This window comes from Streptomyces sp. NPDC051364, from assembly GCF_040682115.1.
GTDB lineage: Bacteria > Actinomycetota > Actinomycetes > Streptomycetales > Streptomycetaceae > Streptomyces.
On sequence record NZ_JBFBAH010000032.1, the window covers coordinates 1 to 15500 of the forward strand.

Consider the following 15500-nt stretch of genomic DNA (forward strand, 5'->3'; position numbering starts at 1 on the left):
GGAGCGGCACGCTTGTACTGGACGTACCAGGGTGCTGCGACAACGCGGCGAGGCGCCGTGCCGGGCGGCGCGGGGGCGTGCCCCACTTCCCCGAGGCCGCTTAGAGCGAGGAAGCCCATGCCGCACACGGATCTCTCCGCAGTCGAGGACGACGTAAGAGCCTGGTTCGACCAGTACGTGAGCACCTTCATCGGCCTCGCATCCGCCGGCCGGACCGACCCAGCCCCGCTGCTCGGCTACTTCGCCGTACCGATCACCATGACCACCAGCGCCGCCCATGCGGCACTCACCTCCGGCGAAACACTCAGCGCCGGACTCGCCAACGAGCTGCAGTCCCTCCGCGACGCCGACTACGGGGGCAGTACCGCCCTCGATCGCGAGGTCCGCGCCCTGAACCAGCGGTCCGCGCTCATCGAGGTGACCTGGGTGCGCAACGACAGCGTCGGTGCCGAGTTCCAACGCGTACGCGTGCTGTACCTCGTGGCCAAGACGGATGCCGGATGGCGCACCACCGCCTCCGTGATCCTCTCCCCCTGACACGCCGGGTCCCGGCTGCGGCGCCGGAGTGCCCTGCCGACGCCCCCGCATCGTTGCGTCTTCACCCGGTCGCCGTGTCACCGTGCCGATGGGCCACCCTCCACTCGCCGTCCTCGCGGCGGTACACCTGGGTGGCCCGCAGGGTATACGTGCGCGGCTGTCCGTCGACGGAGGCGGAGGTGTGCTCGAGGCCGGCCGTATAGGCCATGTCACCCACGACGTCGTACACCTGCAGTTCGAACACGTACGACGTGCAGTCGGAGAAGCTCGTCCCGAGGGCGGTGAACAGCTCGTCGAGCTCCTGCCGACCGCTGGCGTTGCGCCACGCCCCCAGGACGCTCACCGGCTCGTTGCGTGACCACAGCGCCCGGCGGGGAGCGGCGTCGCCGTTGTGCAGCGCCCGCTCCGCCACGTACAGGGCGGTCTTGACCCACACCAGGAAATCTTCGCGGTCACCCACACGTTCATCATGCACCCGCGAACGTGACGGGGACCCGCGCCACGGGCTTGCAGATCATGAACACGTTGTTTTGATCTTGTCGTCCGTGCCGCTCTGGGCCTGGACCCTGACCTGGAGGGCAGCGCCGGTTGTGGGGCGGCGTTGTCGCGGGTGGGATGGCGATGCCGTGTGTCTCGAGAAGTCGCCGGTTCTTGAGGAGAGTGCGATGCATGGCGGTGCGGCTGGGGAGGCCATCCCCTCCGCAATCCGCCCTCGCTGTCATCATGGCGGGCGTGAGTTCCTTCGACGCGATACCCAACACTGACCAGGTACACGAACGTTGGAGTGCCCGCGAGGCGCCCTTCGGAGACTTCATCATGTTCTCCGACGGCTCGCTATCAGTGATGAGCCTCATGCGGTTCTCCCTGCCCGACCGACGAGATGCCCCCCGGGCCGAGGACTGGCAGTGGTGGGAGCTCCTACGAGCCGCCGCGTGGACCCCCACAGACTGGATGAGCATCGACAGTACCGACGCCTCGTGCACCTACCTCGGAAGCCGTGCCCTGAGCGGCGAGGGACTGGACCACGGAAGTATCGGCTGGGTCGCCCTGACCCGGGACGACGACGAAGGCACCCTGGAGTGGCTGGCAGTCTCCTGCTCCTCCAACCCGTTCACCGAGGTCACCTTGGACGCGACCTCGGTGACCGCCACCAGTACCGCAGGCCGCATCTGGACCTTCCCCCGAGACGCCCCGCAACAGGTGAGGATCACCGAGGACCCCACCTACCCCTGGCCCCGCCGTTGACGCACGGATCGCCGCCGACGGTGCCCGCCCGACGGACGCTCCAGTAAACGAGCATCACCGGGGGCACCATCCCCGTCTCCGGCAGCATGCGCTACCGCCACGCGGTCTTCGCCGCTGACCCGAAACCGGCCGGAGCCGCTGCTCAAGGTCAGCGAGGAGTGAGGGGGCAGAACTCGTTGCCTTCCGGGTCGGCCATGACCGTCCAGGGGACGTCGCCCTGCCCCACGTCGGCGAGCGTCGCGCCGAGATCCTTCAAGCGCGCGACCAACTCCGCCTGATGGGCGGTCGAGGTGGTGGCCAGATCAAGGTGCACCCGGTTCTTCGCGGTTTTGGCTTCCGGGCGGGCGACGATGTCGATGCAGACGGCCACGGGGTCGGGGTAGGCGAAACCCACGGGTTCGAGGTTGGTCACACCGGGTCCCTCGCTGTCGACACCCCAACCGAGTGCCTCCGCCCAGAACCGACCGAGCACGGAGTCGTCCTGGGCCTTCATATTGATCTGCACGAGTCTTGTTGCCATGCGCAGATCCTAGAAGCTGCCGCGATCAGACATGTGCTCGCCCCGTACTGACCGTGGTGGCCCTCGTCGAGACTGCGCGAGTCCTTGTGAACGAAGGCGAGACCCGACCACGCCGCCTGCATCCGACCGGCCAGCGGCACGGAGCCCGAACTCAATCGGATGCTGATCAAGCCCCGCGCCCCTGACCGGCCGACTCGGCCCGCACAGGCCACGGGCGGGCGGAGATGAGTGTCGGTCCGTCCGTCTTCCTCCAGCTCGCTGGCGAGCGCGGCTGTCCCGAGGTGGTCGTAGAGACGAGTCGGGATCTATGGTCACCGTGCGGGTGCCGCTCGTTCCTCGGGACGACTGGATTGCTGACCACCGGCAGCGTTTGCAGCAGGTGACGAATCGCTGGGGTCCGATGCTGTCAGCGTAGAGAGACAAGCCGCCGCCAGCAGATGAGTGCGCATCCGAGGGCGAGGAAGGCTTCATGGATGTCGTCGCGGGTCTCCCAGCGGATCCGGAGGCGGCGGAACCCGTGCAGGTGGACGAAGGCTCGCTCGACAACCCGGCGTTGAGTGCCGAGTCCGGAGCACGTGCTCGGTGCCGCGTCGCGCGATCAGCGGCTTCACTCCGAGCGCGCGGACGAGGCGGCGGTACTTGTCGTGGTCGTAGCCGCGGTCACCGAGCACGACGTCGGGGCGGCGCCGGGGCCCGCCGCGCTTGCCCCTCACGGGCGGCACGGCCTGAAGCAGTGGGATGAGCTCAGGAGAAGGGCTGTTCGTCCGTCGGGCACGTCGTCCCCGGCGGCGGGAGCGTGCCGTCGACGAAGTAGCGGCTCTCGTAGGCGTTGACGCAGCTGCTGGCGTTGTTGAACAGGGCCGTGTGACCGTAGCCGTCGTGGGTGAGGAGACGGGCACCGTCCAGTTCCTTGGCCATGGCCTCGGCGTCCGCGTAGGGGGTGGAGGGGTCGTACCTGGTGCCGACCACCAGGACGGGGTGCGCGGTGGGCGTGTTCCACGGGCCCTCGTACCGGTTGGCCGCCTCGGCCGGCCAGGTGGCGCACGGTTCTCCGGACCAGGTCCAGTAGCGGCCGGCGTCGCCCGCCCGTCGCGCGCTGTCCTCCTCCAGCCCCCGGTACACGGCGGGATCGCGCGGGTTGGGGCTGTCGCCGCACCACACCGCCATGGCCTGCTCCTCCCCGAGGTACGGGGAGGGATTGGCGACGGGGGGCGGGGCGGGGAACACCGGCGGCTTCGGCGCCTTGCCCCGCCACAGTTCCTGGAGGCGGGCGGCGAGGTTCGTCCAGCCTGGGTCGACGATGTAGAGGCTGCTCACCGTGTCGGCCACCGTCGCTGCGTACGTCCACGGGCCTACGGGGCGCTCCCGCAGTCGCTGCATCAGCCGGTCGAACTTGTCGCGGGTCCCCTGCGGGGTGCCGGCCGAGAAGGCGCAGCGGTCCGTGGGGGCGGACCCGCACAGGTCGAGGAACCGGTTCAGGGTGGCCGCGGCGGTGCGGTCGGAGCCCATGCGCAGGAGTGTCGTGGTCTCCGCGTCCGGGCGGCCGTCGTTCGTCCAGGCCCTGGGGTCGATGTTGCTGTCCAGGACCATGGCGCGGACCTTGTCGGGGAACAGGTTGGCGTAGGTGGCACCCAGGATCGTGCCGTAGGAGACGCCGAGGTAGTTGAGCTGCTCCTCGCCCACCGCCCGGCGGAGCAGGTCCAGGTCCTGGGCGGTGTCAGCGGTCGACACGTGGCGCAGGAGGTCGGGGTCGCGTTTCTCGCAGCGCCGTCCGAGGTCCTCGTAGGCGTCGATCCACGACTTCCGTTCCTTCTCCCCCACGGGGAAGCCGGTCGGTTTGGCCTTGCCCCAGGCCTCGGCCTCGGCGGTGTCGTCGAAGCAGTTCACCGCCGTGCTGCTGCCGATGCCGCGCGGGTCCCAGCTGACGATGTCGAACCGCTCCCTCAGCGTCTTCGGGAAGGAGTCGTAGTTCTGCGGCACCTGGACCGTGCCCGGGCCGCCGGGGCCGCCCGGGTTCACGAAGAGGGTGCCGATGCGGTGGGCGGTGTCGCTCGCCTTGCGCCGGACGACGGCCAGGTCGATGGTGCGGCCGGCGGGATCGGCGTGGTCGAGAGGGACCCGGGCGGTGGCGCAGTCGTACGGGCTGCCGGGCGTGCAGGGGCTCCAGTCCAGCCGCGGGACGCTCGGCGAGGGGGACGGCGACCCGTACGCGGTGGCGGATCCGGGGGCGGCGAGCACCGCCGAGCAGATCGCCGCCGTCACGGCGAGAGCTGCGGCGACGCCGCGGCGGCGGCTGCGGTCGGATGTCGGTCCGGGTCCGGGCATGGCGCCCTCCTCCGTCGGGTCCGGGGCGTACCGCGGCGCCGAGGCCGCCGCACGGGCACGCCCCTCTGCACCCACCCAACCGCGTTTCCGGGCCGCCTGCGAGCCGGGGCCGGCTGCGGCGGGGCCCACACCCACGGTGTGTACGGGGGCGGTGACGCCACGGATCGGCGCTCCTCCCTCTGTGGCTGGGCCCGCGTCAGCGGGGCCGTCCAGTCCGGACGGGCCGGCACAGTCGGGCGCACGTGACGGAGCACCGCACCGGCCTTCCGGCCGAGTACGGCGCTCAGATCCCCGACCGCCCGGCAGGCGGGCCGCGCGGACATCATCCGCGGGCGATCGATTCGGCCCGCTGCCACGTCATGGCACCCGGTCCGCAAGAGGCGCGTGAGATTCCGTGATCTACGCGCCGCCCCTATCAGACGGCGGCCCGGCGCCTGCCCCGTCGGCGGCGCGGGTACGGGAAGAGCCGCGGCGAGCGCTTGGCGGCCACGTCCTCGACCCAGCCGAAGGTCAGCACCAGCAGGCCGAGCAGCACGATCGCCACCAGCAGCGTGAACCATGGGCTGGCCAGCAGCCACTGCAAGTTCTTGTAGAAGAAGTGGACGGACCAGAGGGGGTCGATCAGCGGGACGGCGACCACCAGCGCGACCTCGTGCCAGAGGTAGACGCTGACAGCACGTGCGTTGAGCAGGCTGACCAGGCCGTTCCAGCGTTCCAGCGGCCGGGGCCACCGCTCCCAGGACGGGCTGACGTGGAGCAGGATGGCGACGAAGCCGAGGGACCACAGGGCCTGGGCGATCGGCCAGGACTCGATGTCGGTCGGTTCGCTCGGATCGGCCGGCCGGGTCTGCAGGTACCAGAGGCCGGCCACCATGATCAGCGGCGCGATGGACGGCAGTACGTACTGCGGGATCTTCTTGAGCAGCCCCTCCTGGTGGGCCATGCCGAGGATCCAGCAGGCGCCGAAGGTGGCGAAGTCGTTGGCGGTCTCCCAGACCCGGCTGTAGATGAACTCCTGGTCGGCGAAGAACGCGTTCATGACGATCACCAGCGCCAGGGGCGCGGACAGCGTCACCACCGGAAATCGTCGCAGTGCCCGGAGCATCAGCGGTGAGAGCAGGACGTACCACAGGTAGGCCCGGAGGTACCAGAGCGGGACGATGATCTGCGCGGCCCAGGTGTGTTCCACGTGATGGTGGAAACCGGGCAGGTCGTCCGCGTACGGCGGAGTGCTCAGCGGCAGGATCCAGAACGCCAGCTTGGCCCACCACCAGGTGGGGTGGCCGTCGGAGTAGGGACCCCAGGTGTCGAGGATCTGGAGGGCGATCACGATGGCGCCGAACAGCCACATCGGCGGCAGCAGTCGGCGCAGTCGGCCGCGGATCACGCCGAGAGCGGGACGGCTGAGCGAACGGGTCATCAGCGAGCCGGCCAGCGCGAACATCACGCCCATCGACGGGAAGACGAGGGGCAGCCAGAACCAGCCGAAGTTGTGGTACAGCACCACGCGGACCAGCGCCAGCGCGCGCAGCAGGTCGAGATAGCGGTCTCGGCCGCCCTTGCGCTCGGATGGTGCCTCCGGCTCCGGCTCCGGCTCCGGTCGCAGACCGGCGGGGATGCTCAACTGGAGGGTGTCCTGGGTGCGCCCGAGCTCGATGGATGCAGTCACGGTCAGGCCTCCACGGGTACAGCGACCTCGCCGGTGCGCCGCAGCTTCTGCCAGCGCAGTCGGCCACCGGTCATCGCCGTGATCGCGGACTGCAACAGGACGATGTACATCAGCTGCCGGTAGACCAGTTGCTGGATCGGCAGGCTGATCAGATGCCAGGGCTTCTCGCCGTCGAGCCGGAAGGCGTACCAGGACAGTGCGGCCTGGAGCAGAATGAAGCCACCCCAGCTGGTGAGGGTGATCGGGGCGTCTCCGAACAGCACGCCGTACAGCAGGAACATGTCGACCAGCGGCGCCAGCAGCGGCGCGACCACGCCGAACAGCACGACGAGCGGCAGCCCGAGTCGGCCGAAGCGCCCGGCCGGGCCGCGGGAGGTCACCGCGCCGCGGTGCTTCCACATCGCCTGCATGCTGCCGTAGCTCCAGCGGTACCGCTGGGACCAGAGCTGCTGGAGGCTGGCGGGAGCCTCGGTCCAGGCGCGGGCGCGCTCGGCGTAGACGATCCGCCAGCCGTCGCAGAGCACCGCGATGGTGATGTCGGTGTCCTCGGCGAGGGTGTCGTCGCTCATCCCGCCGACCCGCTGCAGGGCCTCCTTGTGGAAGGCACCGACCGCGCCGGGGATGGTCGGGATGACGCCCAGCATGTCGTACATCCGGCGGTCCAGGTTGTGGCCGAGGACGTACTCGATGTGCTGCCAGGCGCCGATCAGGCTCTCGCGGTTGCCGACCTTGGCGTTGCCCGCGACCGCTCCGATCGCCGGGTCGCCGAAGGGCTGGACCAGCTCGCGCACCGTGGACAACTCGAAGACGGTGTCGCCGTCCATCATCACGATGATGTCGTGCGAGGCGGCCGCGATGCCGGTGTTGAGGGCGCTGGACTTGCCGCCGTTGACCTTGCGGATCAGCCGGACGAACGGCAGGTCCATCTCCTCGACGATGTCCGAGGTGCCGTCCGTGGAGCCGTCGTCGATGACGATCACCTCGATCGGATGGTCGCTGGCGGCCAGGGAGTTGAGGGTGTTGGCGATGCACTCGCGCTCGTTGTAGGCCGGGACCAGTACGGTGACCGGCTCGGTGACGGGCGGTCCCCAGGCGTCCCGCCGCTTGGAGCGGCGGGCGTGGATCGGTGCGAGAACGAGCATCAGCGCGAACCGGCCGAAGTTGAGGAAGCCGACGAGGGCCAGCAGCCCGACCAGCACCGGCAGGGTGAGCACGGCGACGTGGGTGGCCCAGATGAATCCCTTGCCCGCCCACAGTTGGAAACCGTGCACCGGCACGGTGGCGCTGGAGGCGCCGAGTGCCTCGGAGAGGGTGGTGAAGCGGTAGCCCTGGGCCTGCAGCTTGTCGATGATCTGCCCGAGCGCTGTGATGGTCTGGGTGCGGTCGCCACCCGCGTCGTGCAGCAGGATCACCTCGCCCGCACCCGGCTTGGACGGCATCGCCGCCTTGACGATCTCCTCGACGCCGGGACGCTTCCAGTCGTCGGTGTCGCGGTCGATGAACGCGGTGAGGTAGCCGCGCGCGCCCACGTACTTGATCACCGGGTAGTTCCAGTCGTCCAGCGCCGAGGCGTCGGAGGAGTACGGCGGGCGGAACAACGCGCTGTGGACGCCCGCGACGCCGGCCAGCGCCAGCTGCGTCTGCGCCATCTCCCAGCTGATCCGGGCGTGGGACTGGTACACGAGATCGGGGTGGGTGAAGGTGTGCACGCCGACTTCGTGGCCGCCCGCGACGAGCTGCCGGATCAGCTCCGGGTTGCGCGTGGTCATCGCGCCGGTCACGAAGAAGTCGGCGCGGATGTTGCGGGCCGCGAGCACCTCCAGGATCTTCGGGGTCCACTCCGGCGAGGGACCGTCGTCGAAGCTCAGAACCACGGTGTGGTCGGGGATGTGATAGCTCACGGGGTGCGCGTTCTTGGTTCCACGCGCGTCGATGATCGGACCACCCTTGAGCAGGTTGTCCGGCACGGTTGTCTTGTCGACCGAGATCGCGATCCGGGCGTCGTGGAACGCCTCGTTGGTGGCGAGGCCACGGAGGACGAGGAGCGCAAGCAAGCAGGCCAGCAGGGACAGCGGCATGAAGAAGCGCAGCGGCGGCGCTGCCAGTCGGCGCGGCCTCAGCAGGGACTGCCGGCGGCGCTGGTGGCGGGACCGGGACAATGACGCTCCTGAAAATGGGTGGTGCGGACGATCAGGGGTGCTTGGCCGGTTGGCCCGAAGGCTTTGCCCCGTGCGGCGCGGTGGTCGTGGGCTTCGATGTGGTGGCCGAGCGCTTCGATGTGGTGGCCGAGGTCTTCGTCTGGGGTGTCGCAGACCGCGCGGCCGTCCGAGGCGATGACGACGAGGACGACGTACGTGACGGGGTGGGCGACAGCGACCGCACGGGTGCGGGCGACGGGGCGGCCGACCGCGAGGGCTGCGCCGGTATGCCCATCGCCGGGGCGTCCGCCTGCACGCCGATCAGGCTGCTGCCCATGGCGACCGCCAGGACCGCGCCGACCACCGAGACCGGCCAGCCGAAGCCCCGCAGCAGACGGCCGCGCAGCCCCGACTGGTCGACGAACACCGGTGCGGGAGCGAACTCCTCAAAGCTTGACTCAGACATGTCAGGCTGCGCCTGGTGCGCCGATCCGCGGTCGATGGAAGTGATGGCAGGGCGCACCTTGCGAGGCCTTTCAGTGCACGGTACATAGACCGCGGGATGGCAGGGCGAACGCTAGTGCACGGGCCTGAATCGAATTTGGCTCGATGTATGCATTTGGCGCGATCTGCTCAAGTGTTGTAATCGGATCGAAATGCCAATTGGACGTACCGGCCAGTAAACGAGATACACGGTCGCCGGGTACTCGACCTCGGGCTTGAGCCCCGACCGGATCCCGACCACGCACGGGGTGGTAAAGCCTGCACACTTCGTTTCGCTACGATGCCCCCCTCGTGTGATCAGTCATTTGATCCTCACGCAAAGGGCGTGTCCAGATACCGCCTCTTCGCCCCAAGGAGCCCGTGTGAGCCAGCCCCGCCGCACCTCTCGACGCCGCGCGTGGACCGTACTCACGCTGCCTGCCCTCCTGTGCGTACTCGCCGCGTGTTCCGGCGGCCCTGCATCCGGCAGGGGTGCCGATGCCGCCGCCCCCAGCTCCTCGCCGACCCCGTCCGGACCGCCCGGAACCCTGTTCGACGACTTCCACTACAGCGGCCCCGCCGACCCCTCGCTCGCCGCCCACGGCTGGCAGGTCCGTACCGACGGGGGCGGTCCAGGGATCAAGGACACCTGGGCCACCGCTGGTGCCGGCTTCCCCTCCGACACGACCGCCCAGGGGGGCAGGGTCCTGCAACTGCAGTCCTCCACCGACGGCACCAAGCAGGGCACCCAGCAGGTCGAGGTGCAGAGCACCGGCACCAGTCTCTTCACGGGGACCTTCGCCGCTCGGGTCTACCTCAGCAACAAGCCCGCAAGCGGTCGCAACGGCGACCACGTCGTCGAGACCTTCTTTCCGATTTCCCCCTCGGACTCCTCGGCGAACTACAGCGAACTCGACTACGAGTACCTGCCGAACGGCGGATGGGGTTCGGTGGGTCCGCAACTCGACACCGTCAGCTGGTACAAGGCCGATCCGCCGGACCGGGTCAGCCACACCCTCAAGCAGCGCCTCGAGGGCTGGCACATCATGATGGTCACCGCCGTGAACGGAAAGGTCACCTACTCCCTGGACGGCAAGGATCTGTTCACCAGCTCCGGCAAGTACGTCCCGCGCGAGAAGATGGACATCCATTTCAGCAACTGGTTCATCGACCTTCCCTTCGCCGGCGGTCAGCGCACATGGGACATGAAAGTCAACTGGTTCTACTACAAGGCCGGTGAGGCCGTTTCCCAGGCGGATGTCCAGAAAACGGTGGACGGCTTCTACGGTGCCGGCACCAACTACATCAACACCGTGCCGAAGTCCTGACCCCGGTCCGGGGCCTGCCCCCTGAACGGCTCTGTCCTCCAGGAAGAGGTGTCACACCTCCGGGAAGACCGGGGCGATCCCGAGCACGGGGGCGATGGCCTGCCAGATCGTCGACCGGGCCGTGGCGAGGTCGACCCGGGGGTCGTCCAGCATCAGGCGGATGCCGAGGCCGTCGCAGAGGGCCAGGACCAGCGTGCTGACCGCGGCGACGTCGCACTCGGTGAACTCGCCCGAGTCGATGCCCCGTTCCACGGCTCCGCCGACCCAGGCGTGGAGCTGGTCGTACAGGTCCACGGCGAGGTGACGGGCCGTCTGGTCACGCTGTGCGCGCACCCACAGCTCCTGCCAGAGCTTCCAGTCCTGGCGCAGATCCGCGTCGCTCGGCAGCATGCTGCGCAGGATACGGGCCAGGACGACCGTGGCCGGGACCGTGTCGCCGCCGTCCTCGGTATCCGTGCCGGTCTGGGCGAAGGAGTGCGTCATGGCCATGAATCCCGCCCGGTCCTGGGCGCGGACGACGTGCTTGCCCAGGACCTCGGAGGCGAAGGCGTGTGTGCGCCGGGCGGTCCCCTCGTCGGTGAGCAGCGAGGGCACGAGCTCGACCAGGGGGAGCACCGGAACGGGGTTGAAGAAGTGAAGGCCGACCACCTGGCCGGGTCGCGAGGTGGCGGCCGCCAGCCGGATGACGGGTATGGAGGAAGTGTTCGTGGCCAACACGGCGTCCCGGCGCTCCACCACCCCGTCGAGCCGGGCGAACACCTCCAGCTTCGCCCGCTCGTCCTCCGCCACGGCCTCGACCACGAGGTCCCGGTCCGCCATCAGGGCCATGTCCGTGGTCATGGTGATCCGGCCGGCAGCGGCGTCCCGTTCGGCCGTGGTCAGTTTCCCGGTGTCCGCGGCGCGCGCCAGGGAGCGCGTGATCCGCTTCAGGCCGGCGTCCGCGGCCGTCCCGCTCGTCTCCACCACCACGACGTCGCGGCCTGCGCGGGCGCAGATCTCGGCGATGCCGGATCCCATCAGGCCGCAGCCCACGATCCCGACCCGTTCCACATCGGTCATCGGTACTCCCTTCACATGCAGGATGGGTGCCGTACGCGGCGGCGGCGGTCCGGGCCCCGCACCGGGGCCCGGACCGCCGTACGGTCACACGGAGGACGGCATGTGCAGCACGCCCGTGCCGCGCTTGACGAGTTCACCCGCGATGATCAGGCGCTGGATCTCGGAGGTGCCCTCCCAGATGCGGTCGACGCGCAGTTCGCGGTAGAGCCGCTCTACGGGGTACGAGCGGTCGTAGCCGCGGCCGCCGAAGATCTGCAGGCAGCGGTCGATGACGCGGCCGGAGGCCTCGCTCGCCGCCAGCTTGGCGATCGCCGCCTTGGCGTGCAGCGTCTTGCGGTCGATCCGGCCCTCGTCGACCTCCCAGGCGACCTGGTGGGTGTAGGCCCGGTTGACGGCGATGTCGACCGCGCAGTCGGCGAGCATGCCCTGGATCAGCTGGAAGTCGGCGATGGGCGAGCCGAACTGGCGGCGCTCCACCGCCCAGTTGCGGGCGAGCTCCAGGGCCCGCTCGGCGGCGCCGATCGTCCGGGCGGCGATCATCAGCCGTTCCTATGTGAACCAGGAGCGCGTGATGTCGTAGCCGTTGCCCACCTCCCCCAGCACGGCGTCCTCGGGCACGCGCACGTCGGTGAAGGTGAACTCGGGGTGCTCGTAGACGAAGGTGTGCATCCAGCGCGGCACCCGGGTCATCTCGATGCCCGGCATCTCCTTGTCCACGAGGAACAGGGTCGGGGCGCCCTCCTCCCCGGCGGCGGCGAGCACGATCATGAAGTCCGCGTGGTCGCCGACGGTGACGAACCACTTCTCGCCGTTCAGTACCCAGCCGCCGTCGGTCCGCGTCGCCGTGGTCCGCAGGCTCTGCGGGTCCGAGCCCGCCTCGGGCTCGCTCACCGCGTAGCAGTCGCGCCGCTGCCCCCGGATGACGGGGACGAGGTAGCGCTCTCGCTGCTCGGGCGTGCAGAAGGACAGGGCGTTGGCCGGGCGCCACACCATGTCCCACAGTGCGCCGGTCAGCCGTCCGAGCTCCGCCTGGACCGTGACCTGTTCCAGGATGGTGAGCCCGGCGCCGCCCCATTCCGCCGGCATGTTGACGGCCTGCAGGCCGCTGTCGAGGACGGCGTCGCGGATCTCGGTGTGGGCCCGCGGGCCTCGCGGCCTTCGCGGCATCGGCGCGAAAGCTGCGCACGGGCCCGCCGAGCGAACCGGACGCCGACTTCGGGCCCCTCAACAACGCGGCCCAGCTCGCTTCGGTACGGGCCAAGCTCGACTGCCTCCCGGCCCACTCCGAGATCGTCACCGGCGGCGCGCGGCTGGCCCGACCCGGCTTCTTCGTCGAGCCCACCGTCGTGGCGGGCGTGCGCCAGGACGACGAGATCGTGCAGGAGGAGACCTTCGGCCCCGTCGTGACCGTCCAGCCGTTCACCGACGAGACGGAGGCCCTGCGCCTGGCCAACGACGTGCGTTTCGGCCTCGCCGCCAGCGTCTGGACCTCGGACCACGACCGCGCCATGCGCGCGACCCGGATCCTGCACACGGGCATCGTCTGGGTGAACACCCACGGCACCACCGTCTCCGAGATGCCCCACGGCGGCGTCAAACACTCCGGCTACGGCACCGACCTCTCCTTGTCCGGCCTCCTTGACTACACCCAGGCCAAGCACGTCATGCTGTGAGCTCCATCCGGGTGACGCCGGTGTCCACGCAGTCCCTCGACGTCGCGGCGGTGAAGTTCCAGACCTACCGCCCCCGACTGCCCGGCAAGGACCGGCCCGCGCACGCGGTGTGGCCCGACCACGCATTCCCCGCACCGTGTTCGTCGAGAGCTCGGATATGCAGGGCTTGCCGTGGTCGACCACGAAGGTCTCCGGCACCAGCGCCGGGCCCGGTTCGGATCACCGGTGCGCCTATCCGGGTCACTTCCGGACGTCCCCCGAGCGAGAGACGCTCGGTCGGGGTAGGTCGTTTCGCACAAGGTGACCTCGGGATTCATGAGGAGATCAGCTGTGTACGCAGTGATTCGGCGTTACGAAGGAGTGACTGACTCTGCCGAGGCAGGACGCCGAGTGGACGAGGGATTCGTGCCTCTCCTGCGCCGAGCCCCCGGTTTCGTGGCTTACTACTGGGTGGACGCCGGGGACGGAGTGATGGTCTCCACCAGCATCTTTGAAGACCGATCCGGTGCCGAAGAGTCGATCAAGCGGGCGGCGGACTTCGTGAGGGACAACCTCGCGTCGCTGCTGCCCAACCGTCCTCAGGTCACGGCCGGCCCGGTTGTGGCTGCTGGGTAGCAACATGCGAAGTGGGCTAGATGAGTCTCGGCGTAGGTATCGCGGCGTCGGTACGGCCCTTCTCATGTCACGGCCCGACCACGACGATCCCCATGTCCGCCGAGGCCGTAATGCGGTGGACGGCCCTCTGGTGCTGGGCGAGCATCTCCGCGATGAACAACGAACCTCTCTCCATCCCCAAAAGCGTCCGCTTCGTCGGGCCGCGGTGTCCGAACCGGACGGGGCCGTCGTCACTGTGCGGGCCCGTATCGGGCCCGACAACGACGCCTCCCTGGCCACCATCGCGGGCTTCGGTTTCACGCGCGTCGGCGAGCAGGGCAACGAGCGTGACGGGCTCGTGATCGTCTTCGAGGTCCCGGCATGCGCGCCTCAGGCCGAGCAGCTCTACCGCCACGGTGGACATGGTGATCGTCCCGGTCGGGCCGTTGACATGAGAAGGGCCGTACGGGGCCAGAACTTCACCTGCTGCCGTAGCTGCGGCCGGACTCCGCCGCAGCCGCCGCTCTCGAAGCGGTCGGCCTCCCCTGCCCAGTGGGACCACGACCCCGGTCGTGCCATCACCATCACCCCCTGGACCCTTTTGTCCCCTTGGCCGGAAGATGCGTGTGGTGGAGTCAGTCGAGCGGCGTCGCCAGGCGGTCCAGCTCGGCCGCAGTGAGCACCAGATCGGCAGCCAGGGCTGAGTCCCGGATCGAGGCGGGACGGGTGGCACCGGGGACGGGGATCATCGCCGGTGAGCGGGCCAGCAGCCAGGCGAGCGCGACCTGCTGCGGGCTGATCCCGCGTTCGGCCGCGACATGGTGGAACGCCGTGCCGGCCTCCGGCAGCTGTGGGGCGTCGTCGAGCGAGCTGCGGGAGACGCCGCCCAGCGGGCTCCACGGCAGGAAGGCCAGCCCCAGCTCCGTAGAGAGCCGCAGTTGGTCCTCACTCGTGCGGACGGCCGGGGAATACCGGTTCTGCACCGAGACCAGGGCCTGACCCAGGATCTCGTGAGCGTGTCGGATCTGCTCGACGGTGACGTTGGAGATGCCGGCCATCCGGATCTTCCCCTCGTCCAGCAGCTCCTTGAGCGCGCCGACGGACTCGGCCCACGGGACCTGGGGATCGGGCTTGTGCAGCTGGTACAGGCCGATCGCCTCCACGCCCAGCCGACGCAGCGAGCCCTCGGCCGCGCGTTTGAGGTACTGGGGCGCGCCGGTGACCGTCCACGACCCGTCACCCGGTCGCCCGCGGCCGCCCTTCGTGGCGATCAGTACGCGGTCACGGTCGCCGCCACGCGTCTCCAGCGCGCGGGCGATCAAGAGCTCGTTGTGGCCGAGCTCATCGGCGTGCCAGTGGTAGGAGTCGGCGGTGTCGATCAGCGTGACACCGCTGTCCAGCGCGGCGTGGAGAGTGGCCAGGGCCCGAGCCTCGTCGGGGCGCCCCTCGATGGAGAGGGGCATCGCTCCCAGCCCGATCGCGCCCACTTCTACATCGCCGATGCTGCGCTCGCGCATGTCAGACACCGGCCTTCGTGGTGGCGAGCACCTCGTCGACGGCTTCCGGGAACCAGCTGCGCTCCGCTCGGAAGCGGAAGCTCGCCGCGGTCCGCGACGCGCGGTCGGCGCGGTCGGCGCGGTCGGCGCGGTCGGCGCGGTCGGCGCGGTCGGCGCGGTCGGCGCGGTCGGCGCGGTCGGCGCGGTCGGCGCGGTCGGCGATCAGCGGCGCCACACCATCCGGCGCCGGGACGGGGCCACGGTTGAGCAGGGCGACGCTGGTGCCGGCGTCGGCGTCGGCGTCGGCGTCGGGGAGCAGGGTGACCAGGTGGCGGCCGAAGTAGCGGCTGCCACCGATGACAAGGACGTTTCGCATGCCCCCACTCTGACCGCCTAGGCTGCCCAGCAGAACTGATCACTTACTGAACTGGTG

General features: G+C 69.7%; 17 protein-coding genes and 2 pseudogenes. 7 read left to right on the top strand and 12 right to left on the bottom strand.

The window, feature by feature from the left end:
• The first annotated feature begins 117 nt into the window (after nt 1-117).
• Entirely contained in the window at nt 118-537 is a 420-nt protein-coding gene (locus AB0M76_RS35970; RefSeq protein ID WP_365956958.1) for a hypothetical protein, read from the top strand.
• A 61-nt stretch (nt 538-598) separates the two neighbouring features.
• Here AB0M76_RS35970 and AB0M76_RS35975 read toward each other — a convergent pair whose 3' ends face one another.
• Nucleotides 599-997, bottom strand: a complete 399-nt coding sequence (locus tag AB0M76_RS35975; protein ID WP_365956959.1) for a nuclear transport factor 2 family protein — start codon at nt 995-997, stop codon at nt 599-601.
• 263 nt (nt 998-1260) lie between these two features.
• Between AB0M76_RS35975 and AB0M76_RS35980 the strand changes: the two genes are divergently transcribed.
• A complete protein-coding gene (locus tag AB0M76_RS35980; protein ID WP_365956960.1) occupies nt 1261-1782 on the top strand; it encodes a hypothetical protein in 522 nt (173 codons plus the stop codon).
• A 151-nt stretch (nt 1783-1933) separates the two neighbouring features.
• Here AB0M76_RS35980 and AB0M76_RS35985 read toward each other — a convergent pair.
• Nucleotides 1934-2302: pseudogene (locus AB0M76_RS35985) on the bottom strand (VOC family protein); the annotation flags it as partial.
• A gap of 271 nt (nt 2303-2573) precedes the next feature.
• Between AB0M76_RS35985 and AB0M76_RS35990 the strand changes: the two are divergent.
• The gene (locus tag AB0M76_RS35990) at nt 2574-2717 is read left to right on the top strand and encodes a DUF5959 family protein (RefSeq protein ID WP_365957023.1); all 144 of its coding nucleotides are present in this window, start codon (nt 2574-2576) and stop codon (nt 2715-2717) included.
• On the opposite strand, the pseudogene AB0M76_RS35995 reads toward AB0M76_RS35990, so the two are convergent.
• The 4 genes and pseudogenes from AB0M76_RS35995 to AB0M76_RS36010 form a co-directional block, all read right to left on the bottom strand.
• Nucleotides 2709-3048: pseudogene (locus AB0M76_RS35995) on the bottom strand (transposase); the annotation flags it as partial. The gene AB0M76_RS35990 and the pseudogene AB0M76_RS35995 overlap by 9 nt on opposite strands.
• A complete protein-coding gene (locus AB0M76_RS36000) occupies nt 3047-4627 on the bottom strand; it encodes an alpha/beta fold hydrolase (protein ID WP_365956961.1) in 1581 nt (526 codons plus the stop codon). The pseudogene AB0M76_RS35995 and the gene AB0M76_RS36000, both read right to left, overlap by 2 nt.
• A 415-nt stretch (nt 4628-5042) precedes the next feature.
• Entirely contained in the window at nt 5043-6296 is a 1254-nt protein-coding gene (locus AB0M76_RS36005; RefSeq protein ID WP_365956962.1) for an acyltransferase, read from the bottom strand.
• A gap of 2 nt (nt 6297-6298) precedes the next feature.
• Nucleotides 6299-8374, bottom strand: a complete 2076-nt coding sequence (locus AB0M76_RS36010; RefSeq protein WP_365957024.1) for a glycosyltransferase — start codon at nt 8372-8374, stop codon at nt 6299-6301.
• Between the two features lie 80 nt (nt 8375-8454).
• Here AB0M76_RS36010 and AB0M76_RS36015 point away from each other — a divergent pair, with 80 nt between their 5' ends.
• Both AB0M76_RS36015 and AB0M76_RS36020 read left to right on the top strand, forming a co-directional pair.
• Nucleotides 8455-8988, top strand: coding sequence for a hypothetical protein (locus AB0M76_RS36015; protein WP_365956963.1), 534 nt, complete (start codon nt 8455-8457; stop codon nt 8986-8988).
• Nucleotides 8989-9300: 312 nt separating this feature from the next.
• Nucleotides 9301-10245: a glycoside hydrolase family 16 protein gene (locus tag AB0M76_RS36020; RefSeq protein ID WP_365956964.1), complete on the top strand. Its 945-nt coding sequence runs from the start codon at nt 9301-9303 to the stop codon at nt 10243-10245.
• Between the two features lie 51 nt (nt 10246-10296).
• Here AB0M76_RS36020 and AB0M76_RS36025 read toward each other — a convergent pair whose 3' ends face one another.
• The 3 genes from AB0M76_RS36025 to AB0M76_RS36035 form a co-directional block, all read right to left on the bottom strand.
• A complete protein-coding gene (locus AB0M76_RS36025; RefSeq protein WP_365956965.1) occupies nt 10297-11304 on the bottom strand; it encodes a 3-hydroxyacyl-CoA dehydrogenase NAD-binding domain-containing protein in 1008 nt (335 codons plus the stop codon).
• 84 nt (nt 11305-11388) lie between these two features.
• Nucleotides 11389-11844: an acyl-CoA dehydrogenase gene (locus AB0M76_RS36030; protein ID WP_365956966.1), complete on the bottom strand. Its 456-nt coding sequence runs from the start codon at nt 11842-11844 to the stop codon at nt 11389-11391.
• 9 nt (nt 11845-11853) lie between these two features.
• Entirely contained in the window at nt 11854-12471 is a 618-nt protein-coding gene (locus tag AB0M76_RS36035) for an acyl-CoA dehydrogenase family protein (protein ID WP_365956967.1), read from the bottom strand.
• A gap of 11 nt (nt 12472-12482) precedes the next feature.
• Between AB0M76_RS36035 and AB0M76_RS36040 the strand changes: the two genes are divergently transcribed.
• A complete protein-coding gene (locus tag AB0M76_RS36040; protein ID WP_365957025.1) occupies nt 12483-12977 on the top strand; it encodes an aldehyde dehydrogenase family protein in 495 nt (164 codons plus the stop codon).
• Between the two features lie 390 nt (nt 12978-13367).
• Nucleotides 13368-13592 carry a hypothetical protein gene (locus AB0M76_RS36045; protein ID WP_365956968.1) on the top strand — a complete coding sequence of 75 codons (225 nt, stop codon included), beginning with the start codon at nt 13368-13370 and terminating at the stop codon, nt 13590-13592.
• A 67-nt stretch (nt 13593-13659) separates the two neighbouring features.
• Here the strand turns inward: AB0M76_RS36045 and AB0M76_RS36050 are convergent, their stop codons facing one another.
• The 3 genes from AB0M76_RS36050 to AB0M76_RS36060 form a co-directional block, all read right to left on the bottom strand.
• Entirely contained in the window at nt 13660-13986 is a 327-nt protein-coding gene (locus AB0M76_RS36050) for a hypothetical protein (RefSeq protein ID WP_365956969.1), read from the bottom strand.
• Nucleotides 13987-14206: 220 nt separating this feature from the next.
• Nucleotides 14207-15088, bottom strand: coding sequence for an aldo/keto reductase (locus AB0M76_RS36055; RefSeq protein WP_365956970.1), 882 nt, complete (start codon nt 15086-15088; stop codon nt 14207-14209).
• Between the two features lies 1 nt (nt 15089).
• Complete coding sequence (locus AB0M76_RS36060) at nt 15090-15443, bottom strand: hypothetical protein (RefSeq protein WP_365956971.1); 354 nt, start codon at nt 15441-15443, stop codon at nt 15090-15092.
• Nucleotides 15444-15500: the final 57 nt, after the last annotated feature.

Excerpts from the sequence above, each read along its gene's own strand:
- AB0M76_RS35980 (WP_365956960.1), top strand. The coding sequence starts at position 1,261 with ATGGCGGGCGTGAGTTCCTTCGACGCGATACCCAACACTGACCAGGTA.
- AB0M76_RS36060 (WP_365956971.1), bottom strand. The coding sequence starts at position 15,443 with ATGCGAAACGTCCTTGTCATCGGTGGCAGCCGCTACTTCGGCCGCCAC.
- AB0M76_RS35970 (WP_365956958.1), top strand. The coding sequence starts at position 118 with ATGCCGCACACGGATCTCTCCGCAGTCGAGGACGACGTAAGAGCCTGG.
- AB0M76_RS36035 (WP_365956967.1), bottom strand. The coding sequence starts at position 12,471 with ATGCCGCGAAGGCCGCGAGGCCCGCGGGCCCACACCGAGATCCGCGAC.
- AB0M76_RS36000 (WP_365956961.1), bottom strand. The coding sequence starts at position 4,627 with ATGCCCGGACCCGGACCGACATCCGACCGCAGCCGCCGCCGCGGCGTC.
- AB0M76_RS36030 (WP_365956966.1), bottom strand. The coding sequence starts at position 11,844 with ATGATCGCCGCCCGGACGATCGGCGCCGCCGAGCGGGCCCTGGAGCTC.
- AB0M76_RS36015 (WP_365956963.1), top strand. The coding sequence starts at position 8,455 with ATGACGCTCCTGAAAATGGGTGGTGCGGACGATCAGGGGTGCTTGGCC.
- AB0M76_RS36055 (WP_365956970.1), bottom strand. The coding sequence starts at position 15,088 with ATGCGCGAGCGCAGCATCGGCGATGTAGAAGTGGGCGCGATCGGGCTG.
- AB0M76_RS36025 (WP_365956965.1), bottom strand. The coding sequence starts at position 11,304 with ATGACCGATGTGGAACGGGTCGGGATCGTGGGCTGCGGCCTGATGGGA.
- AB0M76_RS36010 (WP_365957024.1), bottom strand. The coding sequence starts at position 8,374 with ATGCCGCTGTCCCTGCTGGCCTGCTTGCTTGCGCTCCTCGTCCTCCGT.